Below are 22,606 nucleotides of genomic sequence, written 5' to 3' on the forward strand. Positions count from 1 at the left end.
GCCTCCGAAAGAAAAAAGCCCCGTATAAACGGGACAATATTATTTACCGTTTTTCATCGTAATTCAATGAAAATGAACGTAATAAGTAAAAACCTATATCTTTATAAGATTTTCAAATATAAAACAAACAATTACAATCAAGTTTCTGCTATAAAAATCGTAACTAACCGCTTAAAAGCAATCGATTTCACTCTGTTTTAATTTCAACTCAATGTGACAATGTAACTATTTTCGTTCCAAATGTGAATAATAGATAATAAAAAGCCCCGTTAAATAACGAGGCTTTTACTTATGACTTGATTATTCCACTACTCTTTCGATGAGCAGTTGAGGTTTAAAAGTACTAGCTCTCGAAGTGCTACAGAGAACTTAGCAAATTCGTGTACTGAGCCAACTTTGAACTCGTTTAAGATACTCTCCCAGCGGTGCAACGATTGCTCGTTAGTTTCAATCCAATCTTCTAACGCAGCCATCACGTCAAGCTCTTCGGTTGAGCAGCCACAAGTCAGTACCTGAGCGGTAAGTTGACGTTGTTGCCAGTCCAGATCTTCACGGAATGCCGCTCTTGCAAGTGCTTGCCAGTTGTTATCAACGGCTTGGCTATTAATTTGCTTCAAGAACCAATGCAACGATAAACGGTCACCCAAGTTAAAGTAGAGTTTCGATGCTTGCTCAACCGTTTTACCTGTTTCACTTGCTACTGATGAAATATCCAGTGCAGATTGTAAGCTTGATAAGCGGGCAACTTGGTGAGCGAGTTTCTCTTCAACCCCTTTCTCTATCCAACCTTGAGCCAACTCATTGTGTTCTTCAACTTCAGACTCAACTAACATAGTGTCTAGGGTTTCAGTGATAACATTGACATCTTGCTTGTAGATAGCAATCAACTCACCGACCGTGCATTTGCCGCTACGGTTACGAAGCAACCAGCGTGCAATTCGACGCAGTGCTCGGCGCACGTAAAACATAATTTCGTATTGAGCTTGCGCTGTCGCAACGTTATCAAGTTTGCGAGTTTGCTTGAGGATTTCTTCTAAATCAAAGATTTCTCTAGCCGCACTGTAAGCGTTGGCAATATCGACAACACTTGCACCAGTTTCTTCTTGCAAACGAGTAACGAAGTTACAGCCCATTTCATTAACCATCTGGTTAGCCAATGCTGTAGCGATAATTTCAGCTCGCAGTGGGTGATTAACCATTTGATCTTTATAGTTACGTCGTAACGCACTTGGGAAATATTCAACAAGTTGTTTTGCATGGAATTCATCATTTGCGATTTCATCCGTAACAAGTTGCTGTTTAAGTACCATTTTACCGTAGGCAACTAACACTGATAGCTCAGGGCGAGTCAGACCTAGTCCCTGTTTTTCACGCTCGATTAGCGTTTCATCATCAGGAATGTATTCGAGAGCACGGTCCAAGTACCCTGCTTTCTCCATAGTGTGGATGAATCGAATTTGCTCCTTAACAATGCCAACACCTTGCTGTTCAGTAACAGAGATCGACTCCGACTGACGGTAAGCATCATCCAAGACAATTTCACCCACTTCGTCTTCCATAGACTCTAGAATTTGGTTACGTTGCTTAACCGTAAGATCGCCATTTGAAACCAGTCCATTGAGGAAGATCTTGATGTTGACTTCATTATCCGAACAGTCAACGCCACCTACGTTATCAACGAAGTCCGTGTTCACTCGACCGCCAGTTAGTGCGTATTCGATACGACCAAGCTGAGTCATACCCAAGTTACCACCTTCGCCAACCACTTTGGCTCTTAAGTCACGGCCGTCAATGCGCAGCATGTCGTTAGCACGGTCGCCAACATCTGTATGAGTTTCTGTCAATGATTTAACGTAAGTGCCGATACCACCATTCCAAAGCAGATCGACTTTCATTTTCAAGATCATCTTTATCAGATCGTTAGGCGCTAAAGATGCTTTCTTAGTACCTAACATTTTCTGAATTTCTGGCGTCAACTGGATCGATTTTGATCGACGAGAGAAGATGCCACCACCTTGAGAGATCAAGTCTTTGTTGTAATCTTCCCAGCTTGATCTTGGCAAATTAAACAAGCGGTTACGCTCTTCCCAGCTGCTGGCTGAATCTGGATTTGGATCAATAAAGATGTGCATGTGGTTAAACGCAGCTTGCAATCGAATATGCTTCGATAACAGCATACCGTTACCGAACACGTCACCTGCCATATCACCTACACCGATTGCAGTAAAATCAGTGGTCTGACAGTTGATGCCCATTTCACGGAAGTGACGTTTAACAGATTCCCAACCACCTTTTGCGGTGATTCCCATTGCTTTGTGATCGTAACCGTTTGAACCACCTGAAGCGAATGCGTCACCTAGCCAGAAGTTGTATTCTGCAGAAACAGAGTTTGCCAAATCTGAGAAGGTTGCTGTGCCTTTATCGGCAGCCACTACTAGATATGGGTCATCTTCATCGTGACGAACAACGTTTTGTGGTGGTACCACCTCTCCTTCAATGATGTTATCTGACACATCTAGCAGTGCACGGATAAAGCGTTTGTAACAACGCTGACCTTCCGCAAAAATTTCATCACGAGTGGTGAGAGATGGCTGGCGTTTACAAACGAAGCCGCCTTTTGCACCCACTGGTACAATTACAGTGTTCTTAACCTGTTGCGCTTTTACTAAGCCAAGAATCTCCGTACGGAAGTCTTCTTGACGATCTGACCAACGCAAACCACCACGAGCCACTTTTCCACCACGAAGGTGAACACCTTCAATATCTGGTGCGTAAACAAAGATCTCGAATGCAGGTACAGGCTGCGGAATCTCAGGAATATCACTTGGCTTCATTTTCAAAGATAACCAAGGCTTAGGCTGCTTATTCTCGTCTACTTGGTAGTAGTTGGTACGAAGCGTCGCCATGATCATTTCGATATAACGACGAATAATACGATCATCATCCAAGCTCTCTACACGATCCAACTGCTCTGTTAGCTTTTTAATTAGATCGTTTTGGCCTTTCTCGCTGCCTTTGTGTTTCGGATCAAATCGCTTGGTGAACAGCTTGACTAGACCTGTCGCTAAGTCTGGGTAGTGGCTTAGCGTGTCTTCGATGTACTGCTGACTGAATGGGAAGCCGACTTGGCGCATGTATCGTGCGTAAGCGCGAAGAATGGAAATCTCACGGCCAGATAAAGACGCACCTAATAACAATCGGTTGAAACCATCACTTTCAAGATTACCCGCCCAAATGGCAGCAAATGCTTGTTGGAAACGATCACGAGCTTCACGAAGGTCAACGGTTTTCTCGCTCTTATGCAGCATAGAGAAGTCAAGGATCCAGAAAGTCTGACCGTTGTTTTTCTCGATCTCATATGGCGATTCGCCAATCACACGCAAACCAAGGTTTTCCAACATCGGCATTACGTCAGAAAGGTGAATTGGTTCATCGCGATGATATAACTTTAAGCGGACAGCTTTGGAATCTGCTCCCTCTTCTTGAGGTCGGTAGAACAACATACCAAGTTTATTATCATCACTTAACGCTTCTAAGCGCTCGATATCTGCAACCGCAGAACCTGGCATCATGTCCTCTTTGTATGAGCGAGGGAACGCACTCATATATTCTTTTGAAAGAGGAAGGCCTTTACTTTCACCAAAGTTAGCAATGATGGATTCTTTTAGTCTGTCATCCCAAGAGGTAGAAACTTCCATTAGATTTTGCTCGATCTTTTTCACGTCTACGTCAATGTTGTTATTGTCTACACGAACAATGTAATGTGTTCTCGCTAGTGGGCTTTCTGAGAAGTACGTTGTAAATTCAACCTCTTGCTCGCAACCAAAGTACTGCTTAAGAATGCGTTGAGTTTGACGACGCAATTCTGTGTTGTAACGATCTTTAGTGACATAAACCATGCAACTGAAGAAACGACCAAATGGGTCTTTACGAACAAACAAACGCAGCAAGTCACGATCTTGCATTTGTACAACACCCATTCCCACCTCAAGCAGCTCTTCTTCATTAGCTTGAAGCAACTCGTCGCGTGGGTAGTTTTCTAAGATATTGTGCAATGCTTTGTATGAGTATGATCCGTGACGGTATCCACTTGCTTCAAGGATACGGTCAACTTTTTCGCGGATCAAAGGAATACTTTGTACCGCTTGGTTGTAAACGGCGGAGGTATATAAACCAGTAAAGCGATGCTCACCTATTACTTTACCGTTTTCATCAAACTTCTTAATACCGATGTAATCAGTATAAGCCGGACGGTGGATACGAGATGCTTTGTTACCTTTGGTGATGATCAGAGCGTATGGTTTTTTCGCTTCTAATCGCGCTGAATCTGATAATTCAGAGAGCTTGACGCTACGCACGCGCTTGTCATCAGCAAACAGACCTAGTCCTTTTTCTTTAGCAGGAACAAGTTCGGTATCACCATTGACCTCTTTTAAGTCATAATCTTTATAACCCATAAAGGTAAAGTTATGATCTTCTAGCCAACGAAGAAATGCGATCGTTTCATCCATACGATCAGTTTGGATAGAAACACGATCTTTATTTTTCTCAAGTTCATCAGTAACAAACTTAAGCTTATCAACCATCTGCTTCCAGTCATCAACGACTAAGCGAGTATCAGATAGAATTCTTAACAGCTCTTCTTTAAGCGCTTGCATCTCGTCTTTACTAGTAAGGCGGTCTACCTCTATGTGGAAAAGTGATTGAAGAACACCACCCTCACCGTTTACGTCTGTAACTTGGCCTTTTTTATCACGCTGAATCTGTGTTGGGTTATTCAACATTAGGTGACAAACAAGATCCAAACGCGCTAAAGCCATTTTGACTGAGTCCACTAAGAATGGACTATCTGGAACAACAATTTCTACGATTGTGTGTGTGGATTGCCAGCCTTGACGACTTACGGTCGGGTTAAATACTCGAACCGAAATCTCTTCTGGTTTTTTTTCATTGATATGGTGCCAAAGACTAACGACAGCACCATAAAGGTCGGATTCGTTTCGCTGAATTAGATCATCATCAGCAATGTTACTGAATAAGTGTTGAGCAAGTTTAGTTACAAGCGTTTGGTGAGAAAGCTCGAGTTTGTCTTGAATCAGTTGGTAAACCTTTTCAAGCAGAACCGGCACTACATTTTCACGCGCGGTCATATTCACACTCCACATTAGAATTGTTGTTTTGTAGGGGGACTTAGTAGCTAGGTTGTTACCTTAGAAACTAAGCATAGGTAATGCATGTGCCCATTGTAAAAGCATAATTACAAATGTTTAACAACTAATCGTAGTGGTAAGAGGTGAAATGTCCGATTCTGTGACTAAGATTCCTATTTAACTCTCTGCAAATACAATACATCACAGAGTTTCTAACTTAAGAAACTTATTATTTTGGTCAGTTGTTAGTCTAAACTGGCCTCTAACGCCCAATTGACTAAGAAATGGTCTAAATCTCGCGGCGGGTAACTGCAAACGCAAACCGTTGTGTGTGACAACTTGAACAACACTTGCCGCACCAGAATAATGAGATAAAAACGTTTGATATGAAATGTTGAGATTGAAGTAGTAATAGTTCATGAAGTGAAAACTAAGTGACATAAACACAATAGGGTGGTCTAAATGACCACCCTATTGTGTTGTTTACTATTCGTCTAGTGCTTTAGTCACTTTTTCGAATAGATCTTTAGCAAGATTATCCATTGCTTTGAGCTTTTCAAGTTCTGCACGAATCATTGCTTGGCGAGCTTCATCGTATTTACGGAACTTAAGCAAAGGATCAATCATTCGAGAAGCTACTTGTGGGTTCGAATCATTTAGTTGGCGAAGAATTTCACCGGCAAACTGGTAACCTACACCGGATTTATCATGGAAACGTACAGGGTTCGCACTTAAGAACGAGCCAATTAAGCTACGCGTACGGTTCGGATTTTTCAAACTAAATGCTTCGTGGTTCATGGTTGCTTTTACTTTTTCAAGAGCATCCTCTGCAGGATTGCTACCTTGAAGTGCAAACCACTTATCCATAACCAAACCGTCGTGCTTCCATTTATCGCTGTAATCAGCCATAAGTGCTTCACGACACTCGAGCTGAGCGTTATTTGCAGCACTCATCGCAGCAATCGTATCTGTCATGTTATTTGCAGATGCGTATTGCGCGTTGACTAAATCATTACCTTTTGCCGTATGTGCTAGGTACTGTAGGCAACGGTTACGTAAAGCACGCTTGCCAATAGCAGCATGGTCGATCGTATACTCTGCTTGCTTAAGCGTGTGATAAGTCGCACTTAGCTCATCTTCTAATTCCTTAGAAAGTGACACTGTAATGCTGTTTAGCACTTTATCTACGGCATCGATATCAATTTGCTGGTACCAACCAGTAATCTCATTGATTGAAGGCATAGAGAAAACTTGAGCAATGAAAGCTGGCTCAAGCGTTTCATCCAACAGCACACCGCGGAAAGCATCTATCACACCTTCAGAAAGCGATACTTCTTGTCCCGCTTGAACGTTTTTCACATTCTGACGAATGTATTTAGCCAATAGCATTTGGCTAGCGTCCCATCGAGCAAAATCGTTCGTTGCGTGCTTCATCAAGAAGACTAACTCGTCATCGCTGTAATCGTATTCTAATTTGACTGGTGCCGAGAATTCACGCAACAAAGATGGCACTGGCTGTTCTTCGACATTTTCAAATACGAACGTTTGCTTATCTTGTTTAATATCCAGCACGTTATGAACAGATTCACCGTTACTCATCAATGGGATAACTTGACCTTTCGAATCATACAACTCGATATCGAACGGGATATGCAGCGCTTGTTTTTCTGCTTGGTCTTGCGTCGGCTCCGTAAATTGCTCTACCGTTAGTGCGTAAGTTTTTGCATCAGCGTTGTATTCGCTATTTACGCGTAGCGTTGGTGTACCCGATTGGCTGTACCACAAACGGAACTGTTTTAAATCAACACCGGTGGCATCTTCCATTGCAGAAACAAAGTCTTCACACGTCGCGGCGGTACCATCGTGACGTTCAAAATAAAGTTTCATTCCTTTTTGGAAGCCCTCTTCGCCAAGGAGTGTATGGTACATGCGAATAACTTCGCTGCCCTTTTCATACACCGTTAGCGTGTAGAAGTTATTCATCTCAATGACTTTGTCAGGACGAATCGGGTGAGACATTGGGCTTGCATCTTCCGCAAATTGAGGACCACGAATAATACGTACGTTATCAATACGGTTATCAGCACGAGAGCCTAAGTCAGAAGAGAATTCTTGGTCACGGAATACGGTTAAGCCTTCTTTTAGACTTAGTTGGAACCAGTCACGACAAGTGACACGGTTGCCAGTCCAGTTGTGGAAGTACTCATGACCGATCACAGCTTCGATGCCTAAATAATCACGATCTGTCGCAGTTTGATCGTTCGCCAGCACATATTTTGAGTTAAAAATGTTCAAGCCTTTGTTTTCCATTGCACCCATGTTGAAGAAATCAACAGCAACGATCATGTAAATATCCAGATCGTATTCCAGGCCAAAGCGTTCCTCATCCCACTTCATCGAGTTGATCAGCGATGTCATCGCATGACCTGCACGATCTAAGTTACCTTTATCAACAAAGATTTCTAAATCAACACTGCGACCTGACATCGTTGTATATTTGTCACGCAATACATCAAAGTCGCCTGCAACAAGGGCGAACAAGTAAGCTGGTTTTGGATGCGGATCCTGCCATTGAACCCAGTGACGACCGTTCTCTGCATCGCCTTCTGCAATTCGGTTACCATTGCTCAGCAAATATGGATAAACCGCTTTATCTGCGATCACTTTTGTTGTGTATTTTGCTAGAACATCCGGACGGTCTAGATAGTACGTGATACGGCGGAAGCCCTCAGCCTCACACTGAGTACAAAATGCGCCGCCTGATTTGTACAAACCTTCGAGTGCTGTATTCGCTTCAGGATCAATTTTGGTGACGATTTCAAGTTCAAACTCGGATGGAAGATCGGTCAGTACCAGCGACGACTCCTTCACCTCGTGATGAGCCCAATCCTCACCATTTACTTTTACAGCGTGTAGCTCAAGTCCTTCGCCATCGAGTTCTAGCGTTGTTGTATCGCCTTTTTGAGCAACTTTTGATACCGCCGTAACGATTGTGTCATTGTCATATAGATCAAAAGTAAGATCGATATCAGTAATCGCATGAGATGGCTCTTTATAATCTTTACGATATTTGGCCTGGGGAGCTTGAGACATGAGCATAAATCCTTGTATGTCGAACAACAAAAATACCAGACTGCATGATCAAAAATGCAGTTCTGGTATCACTATATAAGCTATTTGTAGGGGTTGTGGTATCAGAATACAAGTCTTTCCATCAAAAAACGGAGCTTTTAGTGCTCTAGCTCCGTTTTTTGATTAACATTTAAACAACATTAATGACTTACCGTACGCACGCGTAATTTGGCGCATGTTAAAGGCATCATGGCGTAACTCTATTGAGTACGGCGTACATATCACCATTGGAATCTTCGATCGTTAGCTCATTCTTGTTGAGCTTATACGTTGTTCCATGCTCGCCATTTTCATACAACAGAACCAAAAACTCATCTTCTGTGTAAAACACACCTTGTTTGATGGACTCATCCCCTTCTTCGTTCGAAACCCTAAACATGAACACGAAATCAGGTTGAAGTATCAAATCCATCTGATTAATGTTGTTGGCCACTAGACCGTCGCCAGATACGTGAGAGCTAGACCAAATACCTGCAAGTGAATTGGATAATCCCTTAGTGAATGTTACACCATTAAGATCAAGCGTATTATGGTTGTTGCGATAGGCATAAATTTGAGGCTCGTCGGTGTTTAAACCAAGAACGATGGTGTCTTCATTTGCGTTATACAGCCCTTCCCAATGGTCAACGGAATAGTCTTTCTTTTGAATATCAATAGAAAAGCTGTAGTCAGAACCTAATGAGAGTTTGATCGCACGAAAGTTTTCAGCCGACTCTTCGGGGTTTGGGTTCATCAAATACCAGTCTCCGATGAGAAACGGCGTGTCAAAGTGACTTAATTCATCTTCTCTGGTGTTTTCTCCACCAAACACACTAAAGCAGCAAAAGCTAAGTAAAATAAAGAACCACTTCATATCGGCATCCTTATCGTTTTCTTTTAGCTTAGCCAGTAGTCCTCACTTTCGCGAAATTTTAGATGTAGATCACGTAAATTATTGGGGGAAAATAAGCGAATATCTTGCTCGATATCGAGACAGCGGAAGGCAAAAAGGCATAAAAAAAGAGTGAATCTGAAAGACTCACTCTTTTTATTCTAAATTGCCAGTTATTATGACTGATTTTCCTGCTTAAGTAGATCGACCATAATCGCGACAGACTCATCTAAATAAACATCAGGAGCCTCGTAGTCTTTTGGTATGTCATCCAATGTTTTGAATGCTTTTTTACCCAAAGCAACTTGACGTTCATTTATGCGTTGTAATCGAAGGGCTTCCGCTTTATCCGATTCAGCTTTACGAACTTTTTCGTTCAAAGACAAAGTATTATCGTCTTTTTCTTTACGATATTTCTCGATGTCTTCATTGATAAAGCGGAACTCCATCTCATCAGAAATACGCTTGTTATGAAGAGCAGTAAGTTTTTCAACTAAGGCGTCGTTACTTGGAAACGTTTGATATTGTGCCTTATCAATCTGATCCCAAGGTAAAGCATTGTCTTCAACACTTTCACCTGTTTCAGAAGCCTCAATTGGCGTTGGGTACGAAATATCTGGTGCAACACCACGATTTTGCGTACTTCCACCGTCAATACGATAAAATTTCTGAATCGTGTACTGAACATAACCTAGCTCTTTATCGAACAGATCATAAATATGATTCAGTGAACGATGTTGCTGAACTGTACCTTTACCGAAAGAGTTTTCACCTAAGATGATTGCACGATTATAATCTTGCATTGCCGCTGCAAAAATTTCAGATGCTGAAGCACTGTAGCGGTTAATCAATACCGTCAATGGGCCATCATAACTCACTTTTCCATCGGTATCGGCATTCACCTTGATGCGGCCATAGCTGTCACGAACTTGAACTACAGGACCTTCTTTAATGAATAAACCTGTCAATGCCGTTGCTTCTGTTAGCGCACCACCGCCATTGTTGCGTAGATCAACGATTACGCCGTCAACGTTTTTGGTTTTCAACTCAGCTAGTAATTTATCGGTGTCTTTCGATAAGCCGACGTAGAAACTTGGTACTTCTAAAATACCAATCTTCTTACCGTCTTTTTCGATGATTTCTGACTTAACTGCACGATCTTCTAAGCGAACTTTGTCACGAACAATTGTGACAATGTAACTCTTCGCATCGTTACCTTCTGGCAAGATCTGTAGATTAACCTTTGTGCCTTTAGGGCCTTTGATTAACTGAACAACATCATCCAGACGCCAACCGATCACGTCGACAATTTCTTCACCGTCTTGTCCAACACCAGTGATTCGGTCCCCTTCACCAAGTTGCTTACTCTTTGAGGCCGGACCGCCAACAACAAGTGAACGAATTACTGTGTAATCGTCTGTCATTTGCAAAACGGCGCCGATGCCTTCTAGAGAAAGGTTCATTTCCGATTGGAATTGCTCGGCATTACGTGGAGAAAGGTAGCTTGTATGAGGGTCAACCTGTCGCGCGAAGGCATTCATATACAACTGAAATGCGTCTTCATTGTTGGTCTGTGTGATGCGCTTCATCGCGTTGTTATAACGCTTCTCTAAAACTTCTTTAATCTCTGGCCACTCTTTGCCAGTCAGTTTCAGATTTAACGCGTCATATTTCACACGCTTGCGCCACAACTCGTTGAGCTCTGCTTCGTCTTTTGGCCATGCGGCCTCAGAGCGGTCTAACTCTATCTCGTCATCGGTATCAAACTTGATCTCTTCATCGAGTAGAGTTAACGCATAAGCAAAACGATCGAAACGCTTCTGCATTGAGAGGTTGTAAACATCAAAAGCAATTTGGTTGTTGCCCGATTTAAGCTGATCATCAAGCTCGACTGACCAATTTTTAAATGAATCGATGTCTGCTTGAGTGAAAATATTTCTATTGTAATCAAGCAACTCTACATAGCGTTCAAAGATCGCTTTAGAGAAATCATCATTGAGGCTGAAGTGCTTATAATGAGAGCGGGTAAATCGCGAGGTGACTCGTTTGCTAGCTGTTTCATGCTGAACTTCAGGAGAAAGAACCGGCAGGTCATCTTTATGTAGTTTGGCTTCAAGAGCCTGAGCTGATGCTGCTAGCCATAAGCTAGCAGCAATCAGGGTCACTTTTGAACGGCAATTCATGCGTAGGAGTATCTCCTTTATGCGCGCAAGTGCTCCGCTTTCACAACCATTTGTAGGCCGTTAGCAAGTTGAACACGTACATCATCCTTATTGATTTCAACAATGGTCGCTGCCATGTTTCCTTTGCCCATGTTCACGTTAACTGCGTTACCTACTGTGATTTCATCAGCATTTAGAGCGCGCGTTTCTACAGGCTTAGTTGGTTTTTGTACTTTTGGTTTATTAGTACGACGAGGCTGTTGAGGCTTTTTAGCCGCAGGTTTCGCTTTCGCCTTACCCTCTTCACGAGCTTTTTGTGCTTGTTCTTTACGACGAGCCTGAACTTTCGCCTTGCTTTCTGCAAGTGTCGCTTTCGCGTGTTCAACGTGCTCTTCTTCTAGCTCACCACAAGGGTTGCCATCTAGGTCTACACGTACTGCACCTGGTTTTACACCGTGTAGGTAACGCCATGATGAAGTGTACTGTCTTAACGCTGCACGAAGCTGTGTTTTGCTTACTTTTTCGTCTTCATTTAGACGTTCCGCAAGATCTTGAAAAATACCAATTTTCAGAGGTTTTGCTTCACCTTCTAAAGTAAAGCACTTAGGGAAACATTCAGCAATATATGCAATAACTTCTTTGCTGTTTTTTAACTTTTCAGTCATGAGGGGTCCTGATTTGAGCGGATTTCCGCGAGCATTAAGAAAAAATATTCTCGTATTATAGTGACATGCCAAGGAAAAACCACACTCGAAGGCTAATTTATGCGTCGTTCGCGTGTGAATTAAGCAGCTTTTCTACTTCAACCATGAAATGAGTGAGACCTTCTTCGTCTGTTTCATTAAATCGGCCAATACTTGGACTATCAATATCAAGTACACCAACCACCTTTCCATTAATAGAAAATGGAATCACAATTTCTGAATTGCTCGCTGCATCGCACGCAATATGCCCCTCAAATTCGTGAACGTCGTATACTCTTTGTATAGTATTAGTTTGTGCAGCAGTACCGCAGACGCCTCGACCCATTGGGATACGAACACAAGCTGGTTTTCCTTGGAACGGACCAAGAACAAGCTCTTCACCTTTTGTTAGGTAAAAGCCTGCCCAGTTAAGATCGTCAAGTTCCATGAAAAGCAATGAGCTCAAGTTTGCTAGGTTCGCAATAAAGTCTGGTTCAGACTCAATTAGAGCAACAGCTTGTTTGGTTAGTCTTTGGTATTGTTCTAAGTTCATATTAACTTCCTACTTACTATAAAAGCTTCCATTCTCAATGTATGGCGCTAAAATGCAGCCCTACTTTATAATAGGACTTATTCTCAATTACAATGCTTCTGAAAAATGACACTATTAGCCGTTCTTGGTTGATAACACAAGTAAAAAAGCACAAGTCCAAGCTGATCATAGCGAACTTGATAGCGGTGCTTGCAACCTTGATTAGTGTTCCAATTCCCCTCCTCATGCCTTTGATGGTTGATGAGGTCTTATTGGACCAACCTGCAAAAGGCTTAGATGCCATGAATGCCATTCTCCCTGAAGCGTGGCACACTCCGACAGGCTATATTTTCTTCACCCTGTTCTTGGTTGTTCTTATGCGAGCTGCGAGCCAAGGATTAAATATCCTTCAAAGCCGACAATTTACGCTTGTTTCAAAAACCATCACGTTTGAGATGCGCAGTAAAATGATCGACAAACTCGGCCGTATCAGCATCCGACAATACGAGACCAAAGGTAGCGGAGGAATCAACGCACACCTTATCACTGACATTGAGACCATTGATAAATTTATTGGTTCTACGTTAGCAAAATTCGTTATCAGTTTTCTGACTGTTATTGGTACTGCTATCGTTCTACTTTGGCTCGATTGGCGACTTGGTCTGTTTATCCTGTTAGTTAACCCTATTGTCATTTACTTCTCACGTAAACTAGGCAGTATGGTTAAACATCTGAAACGGAAGGAAAATCATTCTTTTGAAATTTTCCAAAACCGTTTAGTTGAAACATTAGATGGAATCTACCAACTACGCGCGGCCAATAAAGAGCGAGAATTTCTCCAGCAACTCAAAGACAGTGCGAACCAAGTTCGCGTTGATGCAGACAAGTATGCTTGGCAATCTGAAGCGGCTGGTCGCGTTTCTTTTCTTCTCTTTTTGATCGGCTTTGAATTATTCAGAGCTGTCGCAATGTTAATGGTCATGTTCAGTGATCTTACTATTGGCCAAATATTTGCCGTTTTTGGTTACCTATGGTTCATGCTTTCTCCTGTTCAAGAGTTGCTTGGGATTCAGTTTTCTTGGTACAGCGCTAAAGCCGCATTAAAACGCATCAACGACTTATTAGAGTTAGAAGAAGAGCAGAGACCGGTTCCTAAGGTAAATCCTTTCAAAGAAGGTAGAGAAGTTGATGTTAAAGTAGAAAACATTAATTTCTCTTACAATAATGAAAACAAAGTCCTAGATAATCTTTCTTTACATATGCCGGCAGGAAAGAAAGTGGCGTTGGTTGGTGCAAGCGGCGGTGGTAAGTCAACCTTGATACAATTACTTATTGGGGTTTACCGTCAAAACTCCGGTAGCATTCGCTTTAATGATGAATTAACAGAAGATATTGGTTTTGAAGTAATTCGCGACAAAATTGCCGTGGTATTACAGCAACCTATACTATTTAACGATACCTTGAGGCATAATCTAACGCTTGGTGGGAATTTTGACGAAATGTCACTTTGGCGTGCGCTTGAAGTGGCTCAGCTGCATGATGTAATTTCTCAACTTAACCACGGCTTGGATACTCAAGTTGGTCGTAATGGCATTCGTTTGTCAGGAGGTCAACGACAACGGCTTGCCATTGCTAGAATGGTGCTGAGTAATCCTCAATTTGTTATTTTAGACGAAGCCACGTCTGCGCTAGATACCGCTACTGAAGCGGCTTTACACAAAGCACTGACCGAGTTCTTACGTGGTAGAACAACATTAATCGTTGCGCACCGACTATCCGCTGTGAAACAAGCCGATTTGATCTACGTGCTTGAAGATGGGAAAGTGACGCAAACAGGTACTCATGGTGAGTTAGTTGAGCAAGAAGGCTTATATCAAACCTTATATGGGGGCATACAGTCCCACGCTTAAATCGTTCAAGCTAGAGAGGTCGTTATGACCTCTCTGTCTAAGCACGCCATGCAACCCAATAACGTACGTTTGTGCCAAGGTTGTGAATTGCCTGTCGACATCGTCGACTTACCCCATGGCAAAAATGCACACTGCCCTCGTTGTGGTACACAATTATATCGCGGAGGTAGCCCTAGCCTCTCTGGTAATCTAGCCGTCGCGATAACCTGTATCCTACTATTTATTCCATCGCACTTTTTTAACTTTATTAGCATCCGACTCTTTGGTGTGATGATTCCGGCAACCCTGCCTTCAGGGATGATCACATTGATGGAAGAAGGATTTGTTCTTCTTTCATTGCTCATTCTATTTTGTAGCTCTCTAGCGCCACTGACGGTTTGTGTTTCAGTGGTAACGGCGCATATTTCTTTACATCAACGATGGTTCCGTGGGCTTCGTATCTCACTGTGGCTAATTCAACATTTGAAGCATTGGGTTATGTTGGATGTGTTCTTAGTTAGCATCGCCATTTCCTGTTTTAAACTCCAAGATTATTCCGACATTTTCGTCGGTCCAGGGTTAATTGGTCTGGCTCTTTTGCAGATATTTACCGTTTTGTTAGTTTCAAGAATCAGCGTGCGTCGTTATTGGGAAGCTTGGAAGCCAGAAAGTTTATATGCTTTTGAGCATAAAGATGTGCATTGCCATGAATGCCACTTGTCCCAACCTGAAGGTGACCATTGCCAGCGTTGTCATCACGAGTTATATCATCGTAAGCCAAACTCCATTCAGAAAACATGGGCTTACCTCATCGCAGCAACGGTCGCCATCTTCCCTGCTAACCTGATCCCTATTTCCATCTTGCTTACCAATGGTAAGCGTTTGGAGGACACTATTTTTTCAGGCGTGGCTGGTTTGGTAAAAAGCGGCATGTATGGAATCGCTGCGATCATTTTTGTTGCCAGTATCGTTGTCCCGGTGATTAAAATACTTGGGCTCGCCTACATCATGCTTTGCATCCAATTCAAACGTTCGGTGTTTAAGAGACAACGAATGATGGTTTACTTTGTTGTTAAATGGATCGGTAAATGGTCTGTGATGGATTTGTTTGTTATTTCTATCATGATGACTTTAGTCGATCGTGGTCAGATACTGGATTTCACACCAGGATATGGCGCCGTAGCATTTGGTGTTGTCGTAGTGTTGACCATGCTTGCAGCAGAAAGTATTGATCCAAGGCTAATCTGGGACCAAACAAGCCCAAAACAATCAGAAAAAGAGTCAATGAATGAGTGATCAGAACAGTTCTCAAACGTCATACGTACCAGATGTAAAGCGGAGTAAAGGCATATCTCCTCTTTGGCTGTTGCCAATTTTGACCATGGTCTTAGCTGGCTGGCTTGTGGTGAAGTCGATACACGATGCAGGACAACGAGTGCAAATCTATTTTTCTGATGCCGCTGGTCTGGTCGCCGGCCGAACCACTATCCGTTACCAAGGATTAGAAGTCGGCATGGTAAGAGACATTAACCTCACCGAAGATCTCGGCAGTATTTATGTCGATGCTGATATCTATCCTGAAGCTGCAAAGTTACTGAACGATAAAACACGCTTTTGGTTAGTAAAACCAACAGCTAGCCTAACGGGAGTTTCCGGACTGGATGCGCTCGTCTCAGGTAACTACATCTCGATTCAACCCGGAGATGGTCAAGAGTTTGAGACAACATTCCATGCGTTAGACTCTGCCCCAACAGATTTACGCGTTTCTCAAGGTTTGAATATTAAGCTCAAAAGCCGTGATTTAGGTGGTGTATCGGTTGGCTCTCAAATTGTTTATAAGAAAATCCCAATCGGTGAAGTGTACAGTTACCAGCTAGATGAAGATGCAAAATCTATCACTATTCAAGCCAACATTCAGGATCAATACCGACATATCATTAACAACCGCAGTCGATTCTGGAACGTCAGTGGAATTGGTGCCAGCATCGGTTTTGAAGGTGTCGATGTAAGACTAGAAAGCATGAGTGCCTTACTAGGTGGCGCCATCGCCGTCGACTCTCCGGATGATGGTGAACCTGTAGAAGAGAACACCGAGTTCCGTTTGTATAAAGATTTGAAAACTGCTGGTCGAGGCATCGCGGTTAAAATCGTCCTACCTGATGACAGCAAGATCAGCGGAGAAGGCGCTCCAATTATGTATCGCGGAATCGAAATTGGCCAAGTTACGGACTTGAGCCTTTCCGAAGGCCGAGAAGTGATATTGGCGTCAGCGGCAATTCAACCCGCTTTTAGTGACATGCTGACGACAGGTACTCGATTTGTCTTAGAAGAAGCAAAAGTGTCCCTTTCTGGTGTTGAAAACATTGCTAATTTAGTGCGAGGAAACTTCTTAACGATCGTGCCGGGCGCGGGTGAACGCTCTCGCCGCTTTACTGCCATTCGTAAAAACGTGTTTAACCAACAGCAAGAAAAGTCCATCGCGATTCGGTTGGTGTCCGACAATTCGTTTGGCCTAGATAGCGGTGCCAATGTACTTTATAAAGGCATCGTTGTTGGTTCAATCATCAAAGTGGGCCTAGTTAAGGAAGATAAAAAATCACAACACGAAGTATTTATGGATGTATTGATTGACCATGAATACAAACATCTGATCAAATCAAACAATCGTTTTTATGTAACCGGCAGTGCATCAGCAGAGTTAACTGAATCCGGGCTCAGCGTTACCGTTCCTCCAGCAAAGCAGTTGTTAACTGGGTCAATTAGTTTTGTGAGCGAAGGCAAGCAAGATATTCAAAAAGAGTATCAACTGTTCCAAAATGAATCATTGGCTGAATTGGCGCAGTACAATCAAAGTGGCTCTAGGGCGCTAACACTATTTGCTTCTGAATTGCCGCCGATTTCCAAAGGCAGTCCTCTACTCTATCGTAATCTTCCAGTTGGTAACGTCTCCGATTTCCAACTAGTTGATGGCGGAGTACTAATTAAGGCTACTATCGAAAACCGCTTCGCTTATCTTGTAACGCCAAAAACCGTTTTTTGGAATCGTTCAGGGATTGAGATAGATGCATCATTAGCTGGCGTCAGTGTGAAAGCACACCCTTTGAAGTCGTTAATCGAAGGTGGCATCGCTTTTGACTCCGTGCCAGGCGTTGAAAACAAAATCGGAGAAAACTGGAAGCTGTATTCTGATCAAAAAACCGCTCGCAAGTTTGGGCGCGTCATTGCTTTAGAAACCGACGGTTCGCAAGAGATTGCTAAAGGAATGCCGATTGAATATCAAGGTGTTAAAGTTGGTGAAATCACTCTGGTTGTACCGAATTTTCGTCGTAACATGGTTGAAGTCACTGCAAGGATCCTACCTGAATACGTAGAAAACATTGCGGTTGAAGGTTCACATTTTTGGCTAACTGAACCAGAAATTGGTTTAGGTGGCGTTAAAAACCTCGGAGCGTTGGTGTCGAAATCCATCAGTGTTGAACCAGGTAAAGGTAAAGCCAAATTTGATTTTCAGTTAGAAAATAGTTCAGAACGCGTGCATGGAATCATGTTTACGTTACAAAGTGAACAAAGAGGCTCAGTACAAGTCGGTACCCCTATCCTTTACCGCCAGATGGAAGTTGGCCAAGTGACCGACGTAAGCCTAGGAGAATTTGCTGATCGCATCGTCACGACTATCAAAATACAGCCTGAATATGCTTACCTCGTTCGTCAAAACAGTGTGTTCTGGAATGTTTCAGGAGTAGATGTTTCCATCGGGCTTACCGGCGCTAACATCAAAGCGGGAACCTTTGATAGTTTAGTTCGCGGAGGAATTGCGTTTTCAACGCCAGAGCAATCGACTATTCCACCAGCGGCAAAGAGTGGGCAATCTTTCTTTTTGTATCCACAAGCTGAAGAAGGTTGGACTCAATGGCGTACAGCGATTCCTAAGCCGTAGAATAAAGCTCAATTCACGTACAATTGAAGTTTGATCACTTTAAAAGAGCAGCAATCGCTGCTCTTTTTTATTGCTCGGCCCTTGTCACTATTCGTTTCTGCTTCGCTTTCGTATATTATTTGCCACAAATTCTGCAAACGAGATCCCACATTGCATCCTAATGTTTACATCCCAGACGCGTTTCTGGAAAAAATCCAAACCATCCTTCCTGCTCACCTCAACATGGAAGACTTTATCGCTTCGTGCCAAAAGCCACTGCGCAAAAGTATTCGAGTTAATACGTTGAAGATCAGTGTTGAAGCGTTTCTAGAACGAGCAGAAACAAAAGGCTGGAAGCTTTCTCCTGTGCCTTGGTGTGACACAGGTTTTTGGATTGAAGCGGATGAGTCAGTTGTACCATTAGGCAACACAGCAGAACACATGTCTGGCTTATTCTACATTCAAGAAGCCAGTTCGATGATGCCGGTATCTGCTCTGTTTATGAATGATGAATCTTACGATGCCGTGTTAGATACCGCAGCCGCTCCAGGCTCAAAAACCACTCAAATTGCAGCTTTAATGAACAACGAAGGTGTACTTGTGGCCAATGAATACGCCGCAAGTCGTGTAAAAGTACTGCACGCTAATGTGGAACGTTGTGGGGTACGTAACGCCGCACTAAGTAACTTCGATGGACGCGTTTTTGGCGGTTGGCTACCAGAACAATTTGATGCGGTTTTGCTCGACGCGCCTTGCTCTGGAGAAGGCACCGTTCGCAAAGACGAAGATGCGATGAAAAACTGGACGCAAGCTTCCGTACTCGACATCGCTGACACACAGAAAGATCTTATTGAAAGCGCCTTCCATGCATTAAAGCCCGGTGGTGTGATGGTTTACTCAACATGTACGCTCAGTACAGAAGAAAACCAACAAGTTTGTCAACACTTGAAAGAAACCTTTGGGGATGCTGTAGAGTTTGAAAGCCTTGAGAACTTGTTTGAAAACGCAGAGGCAGCTCTAACTGAAGAAGGCTTTTTGCATATTTTCCCGCAGGTCTACGACAGTGAAGGGTTCTTTGTTGCAAGAATTCGCAAACAGGCTGCTGTTGAGGCGCCAGAAGTCAAAAAGCGCATGGGGAAATTCCCCTTTGCTAAAACTTCAAAAAAAGAATCGACAGAAATTGCTCAACAACTCCAAAGCGCGTTAGGTATTAAACTTCCAAATGACAGTTCTGTATGGCTTCGCGATAAAGATGTCTGGTTATTCCCTAATGCTTTAGAAGCGATGATCGGCGAATTACGCTTCTCCCGTATGGGTATAAAGATCGCGGAAGCCCATAAAAATGGCTACCGTTGGCAACACCAAGTCGCGACTGCCCTGGCGACAGGTTCTGAAAGCAACGCCATTGAACTCAGTATTGAAGAAGCGCGCGAATGGTACATGGGGCGTGATGTTCGCCCACAAACCATTCCTGAGGGAATGAAAACAGGTAAAGGCGAAGTGCTTGTCACCTATCAAGGCGCAGTTATTGGCCTTGGCAAGTGGGTAAGCAACCGAATAAAGAATGGTCTCCCTCGCGAATTAGTACGAGATAAGAACTTATTTTAAAAGACGTAACGAACCATAAATAAATGAAAAGCCATCGTATTTGCGATGGCTTTTTAATTCGTAAGTATGAAAGCAAGTGGGCTCGCTAGCGATCCGGACACGCTGTACTAAACTAGTTGTATCAAAGTAATGCTTTGATGTGGCATTTCTCTCTATGTTCACCAACAAAATTATTGTTGGACAAGTTTAGCGCAGGCTCTGCGGAGCCGTTTCCCCTAGGCCCAAAAAAAGGAAAAGTTTGGGCCGTTTTTTTGGCTGTAGTTCCACTATACGTGAGTTTGGACTACGCTATACGAATACCGTCTTTCTCAATGACAATTTTACCCTGCTTGTATAAGCCACCGATGGTCTTTTTATAAGTCCCTTTACTTGTGCGGAAAGCATCAAAAATCGCTTCAGGAGACGACTTGTCATTCAAAGGCAAAAATCCGCCTTTCTTCTCTAGCAGGTCAAGGATCTTACTAGAAAGATCGTCCATTTTCGCCACACCTACTTTTTGTAGAGCAAGGTCGATTTTACCATCTTCACGAATGTGCTTAATAAAGCCTTTCAGCTTTTTACCGATGTAAAGCTTACCAAAAACATCCGATGGGAAAATCATGCCCCAATGCTTACCGTTAACGATAGCTTTATAACCAAGTTGACTACGCTCTGCGATGATCAAATCAACTTGTTCGTTAACTTCATAATTCGCTGGAGTTTTATCTAACCATTTATTGAACTTAGTCGTACCAACAATGCGACCTGACGCTTTGTCGGTATAAACATACACTAAAATGGTTTGTCCGGCAGAGAAGCGAGTGCGTTGCTCACTAAAAGGAATCAGTAAGTCCTTTTCTTTGATGCCCCAATTTACAAAAGCACCTGTCGCGTTCACACCCTCAATCTTCATTAAACCCCATTCACCCACTTGGGCAATTGGTCTTTCAATGGTCGCAGCAAGTTGGCTTTCTGAATCGAAGTACAGAAATACGTCTACATGCTCACCAATTTCAGTACCCCCTGGTACATACTTACTAGGTAGTAGAACAGAACCGTAATCATCGCCATCCAGAAATACGCCAAAATCAGCCTTTTTAATGACTTCTAAGCTGTTAATTTGACCAATTTTAATCATTGATTTTGTCTCTTTTTAAATTTACGTAGAATTATACCTAAACTAACAAGAAAATCAGAGAGAAAAGCATAGTGCTCTGTTATGCTGTTGTCGTTCAGCTATATGCCCCAGTCACTCTTTTAGCACTCTTATACTTACCTGCTCAACGGAACGCATAAGTTAAGAATGCTTTAGCAAAGTCAGGAGCTTTCTTTGGTCACCGTCGATAAACAAGACTCAATAACATTAAAAATCAGTCATGCACTCGCAAAGAGCAAAAGTGTCGACCTAGATATTTACTTTTTTATACCTGGTGAGCTTGGTTTAAACGCCGATATCATCAGTGAATCCGAATTTTATTACACCTCAATCACACAGCAACGATCTTATTACAGTACTGAAATCCTTCTTCCGCTAGTACACAGTCGACTTGCCAAGCGTGGACGCCTGTCGAATCAGCAATACCGAGTAAGTTTGAGTTTGTTCGCTTACCAATACGTTATCGCGCTAGACAAAGCGGTAGCAAGTTTAAACAAGCATGAGAACAACTCCGTAACGGAAGATGAAGTGGACGAAGTTATCGAGCTCACGCTTGAGATCTTAAAGCGCTTGCGGCGTTCTATTCCTTATGAAGAGAACTTAAAACGCTACTACGTTAACATCGATAACTATCTGTCTTGGTATACCGAGCAAAAGTTCCTGTCACTGGTGGCTCATCTCCCACGTGAAGGCGACTATGGCACGATCAAGAAGCGCCTGATCACGCTATGTGAGAAAGAGCAAGCCCATCGTAAACTCAACAAATACAACTCATCAAGAGTCGTTGAAGACGTTACTCGCCTATCTAACAAAATGCGCTTGCTAAGGCGATTGATTGAACACCCTATCGTGCTTCGTGAAGAAACCATATCGATGGGTAATAACATTAAGCGCGCTATCAAAGGTATTGCAACCGGTTTAGTGATGGTTGTCGTGACCTCGACAGTGATTCTCGCTCGCGATTATCTGGGGGAAATTTCTGCCTCATTCATTATCGCGATGTCTTTTATTTACGCTTTACGAGAAATCTTTAAAGATGATTTACGCGATGCTATGTGGCGATGGATCCGTAAAGGCAAGCCAAAATGGCGTAAGAAGTATGTTGATCCAACGACGAAAAAAGTGGTTGGCAAAAAATTGGAGTGGCTCGATTATCGTACCTTAAGTAGCTTGCCGGATAAGATTCAAAGAATACGTAAAAAACGCGTCGTTCAACGTGAAGAGCAGATTCTTCATTATCACGAGAAAACCGAAATGGCGACCTCTCTTTTCTTGAGTGGTTACGAACAAACGAGAGAAACATTGAACATCAGTTTACGCCCTATCATCCGCTTGATGGATAAAAGCTCAAACCGAGTTTACCGTTTAAATGAAGGTCAAGTAACCAAAGAGTCAGTAGAGAAACGTCATTTGCTCAATGTGATTGTCAAAGAGGACAACCACACCGATGAGCCTGTTTATTACCGCTGGAAAGTGGTCTTAAATCGCTCCAAAATCGTCTCTATCGAGAAGATTGAACTCAATTAAG

Annotated in this window: 13 protein-coding genes; 5 read left to right on the forward strand and 8 right to left on the reverse strand. The window is 42.8% G+C overall.

What is annotated here, in order from left to right:
- Positions 1 to 308 precede the first annotated feature (308 nt).
- From R8N47_RS07900 to R8N47_RS07930, 7 genes are all read right to left on the reverse strand, one after another.
- A complete protein-coding gene (locus tag R8N47_RS07900; RefSeq protein WP_064353941.1) occupies positions 309 to 5,150 on the reverse strand; it encodes an NAD-glutamate dehydrogenase in 4,842 nt (1,613 codons plus the stop codon).
- A 201-nt stretch (positions 5,151 to 5,351) separates the two neighbouring features.
- A complete protein-coding gene (locus tag R8N47_RS07905; RefSeq protein ID WP_005377440.1) occupies positions 5,352 to 5,570 on the reverse strand; it encodes a DUF2835 domain-containing protein in 219 nt (72 codons plus the stop codon).
- A 66-nt stretch (positions 5,571 to 5,636) separates the two neighbouring features.
- Positions 5,637 to 8,243: an aminopeptidase N gene (gene pepN / locus R8N47_RS07910; RefSeq protein WP_064353942.1), complete on the reverse strand. Its 2,607-nt coding sequence runs from the start codon at positions 8,241 to 8,243 to the stop codon at positions 5,637 to 5,639.
- 226 nt (positions 8,244 to 8,469) lie between these two features.
- A complete protein-coding gene (locus R8N47_RS07915; RefSeq protein ID WP_005377438.1) occupies positions 8,470 to 9,135 on the reverse strand; it encodes a hypothetical protein in 666 nt (221 codons plus the stop codon).
- A gap of 194 nt (positions 9,136 to 9,329) precedes the next feature.
- Positions 9,330 to 11,336, reverse strand: coding sequence for a carboxy terminal-processing peptidase (gene prc / locus R8N47_RS07920; protein ID WP_017634279.1), 2,007 nt, complete (start codon positions 11,334 to 11,336; stop codon positions 9,330 to 9,332).
- A gap of 17 nt (positions 11,337 to 11,353) precedes the next feature.
- Positions 11,354 to 11,980, reverse strand: a complete 627-nt coding sequence (gene proQ, locus R8N47_RS07925; protein ID WP_005377435.1) for an RNA chaperone ProQ — start codon at positions 11,978 to 11,980, stop codon at positions 11,354 to 11,356.
- Positions 11,981 to 12,077: 97 nt separating this feature from the next.
- The gene (locus tag R8N47_RS07930) at positions 12,078 to 12,551 is read right to left on the reverse strand and encodes a GAF domain-containing protein (protein WP_005377433.1); all 474 of its coding nucleotides are present in this window, start codon (positions 12,549 to 12,551) and stop codon (positions 12,078 to 12,080) included.
- A 92-nt stretch (positions 12,552 to 12,643) separates the two neighbouring features.
- Here R8N47_RS07930 and R8N47_RS07935 point away from each other — a divergent pair, with 92 nt between their 5' ends.
- From R8N47_RS07935 to rsmF, 4 genes are all read left to right on the forward strand, one after another.
- Complete coding sequence (locus tag R8N47_RS07935; protein ID WP_005377431.1) at positions 12,644 to 14,440, forward strand: ABC transporter ATP-binding protein; 1,797 nt, start codon at positions 12,644 to 12,646, stop codon at positions 14,438 to 14,440.
- A 24-nt stretch (positions 14,441 to 14,464) separates the two neighbouring features.
- Positions 14,465 to 15,715 (forward strand): paraquat-inducible protein A, encoded by a 1,251-nt coding sequence (locus R8N47_RS07940; RefSeq protein WP_213913933.1) that lies wholly within the window; start codon positions 14,465 to 14,467, stop codon positions 15,713 to 15,715.
- Positions 15,708 to 18,356, forward strand: a complete 2,649-nt coding sequence (locus R8N47_RS07945) for an MlaD family protein (protein WP_213913934.1) — start codon at positions 15,708 to 15,710, stop codon at positions 18,354 to 18,356. The genes R8N47_RS07940 and R8N47_RS07945 overlap by 8 nt, the downstream gene beginning before the upstream one ends.
- A 150-nt stretch (positions 18,357 to 18,506) precedes the next feature.
- Positions 18,507 to 19,943 carry a 16S rRNA (cytosine(1407)-C(5))-methyltransferase RsmF gene (gene rsmF / locus R8N47_RS07950; protein ID WP_213913935.1) on the forward strand — a complete coding sequence of 479 codons (1,437 nt, stop codon included), beginning with the start codon at positions 18,507 to 18,509 and terminating at the stop codon, positions 19,941 to 19,943.
- A gap of 283 nt (positions 19,944 to 20,226) precedes the next feature.
- Here rsmF and R8N47_RS07955 read toward each other — a convergent pair whose 3' ends face one another.
- Complete coding sequence (locus R8N47_RS07955; RefSeq protein ID WP_213913937.1) at positions 20,227 to 21,060, reverse strand: S1 RNA-binding domain-containing protein; 834 nt, start codon at positions 21,058 to 21,060, stop codon at positions 20,227 to 20,229.
- A gap of 192 nt (positions 21,061 to 21,252) precedes the next feature.
- Here R8N47_RS07955 and R8N47_RS07960 point away from each other — a divergent pair, with 192 nt between their 5' ends.
- Positions 21,253 to 22,605 carry a hypothetical protein gene (locus R8N47_RS07960; RefSeq protein WP_005377421.1) on the forward strand — a complete coding sequence of 451 codons (1,353 nt, stop codon included), beginning with the start codon at positions 21,253 to 21,255 and terminating at the stop codon, positions 22,603 to 22,605.
- Position 22,606: the final 1 nt, after the last annotated feature.

It is taken from the genome of Vibrio sp. 2132-1 (assembly GCF_033344315.1).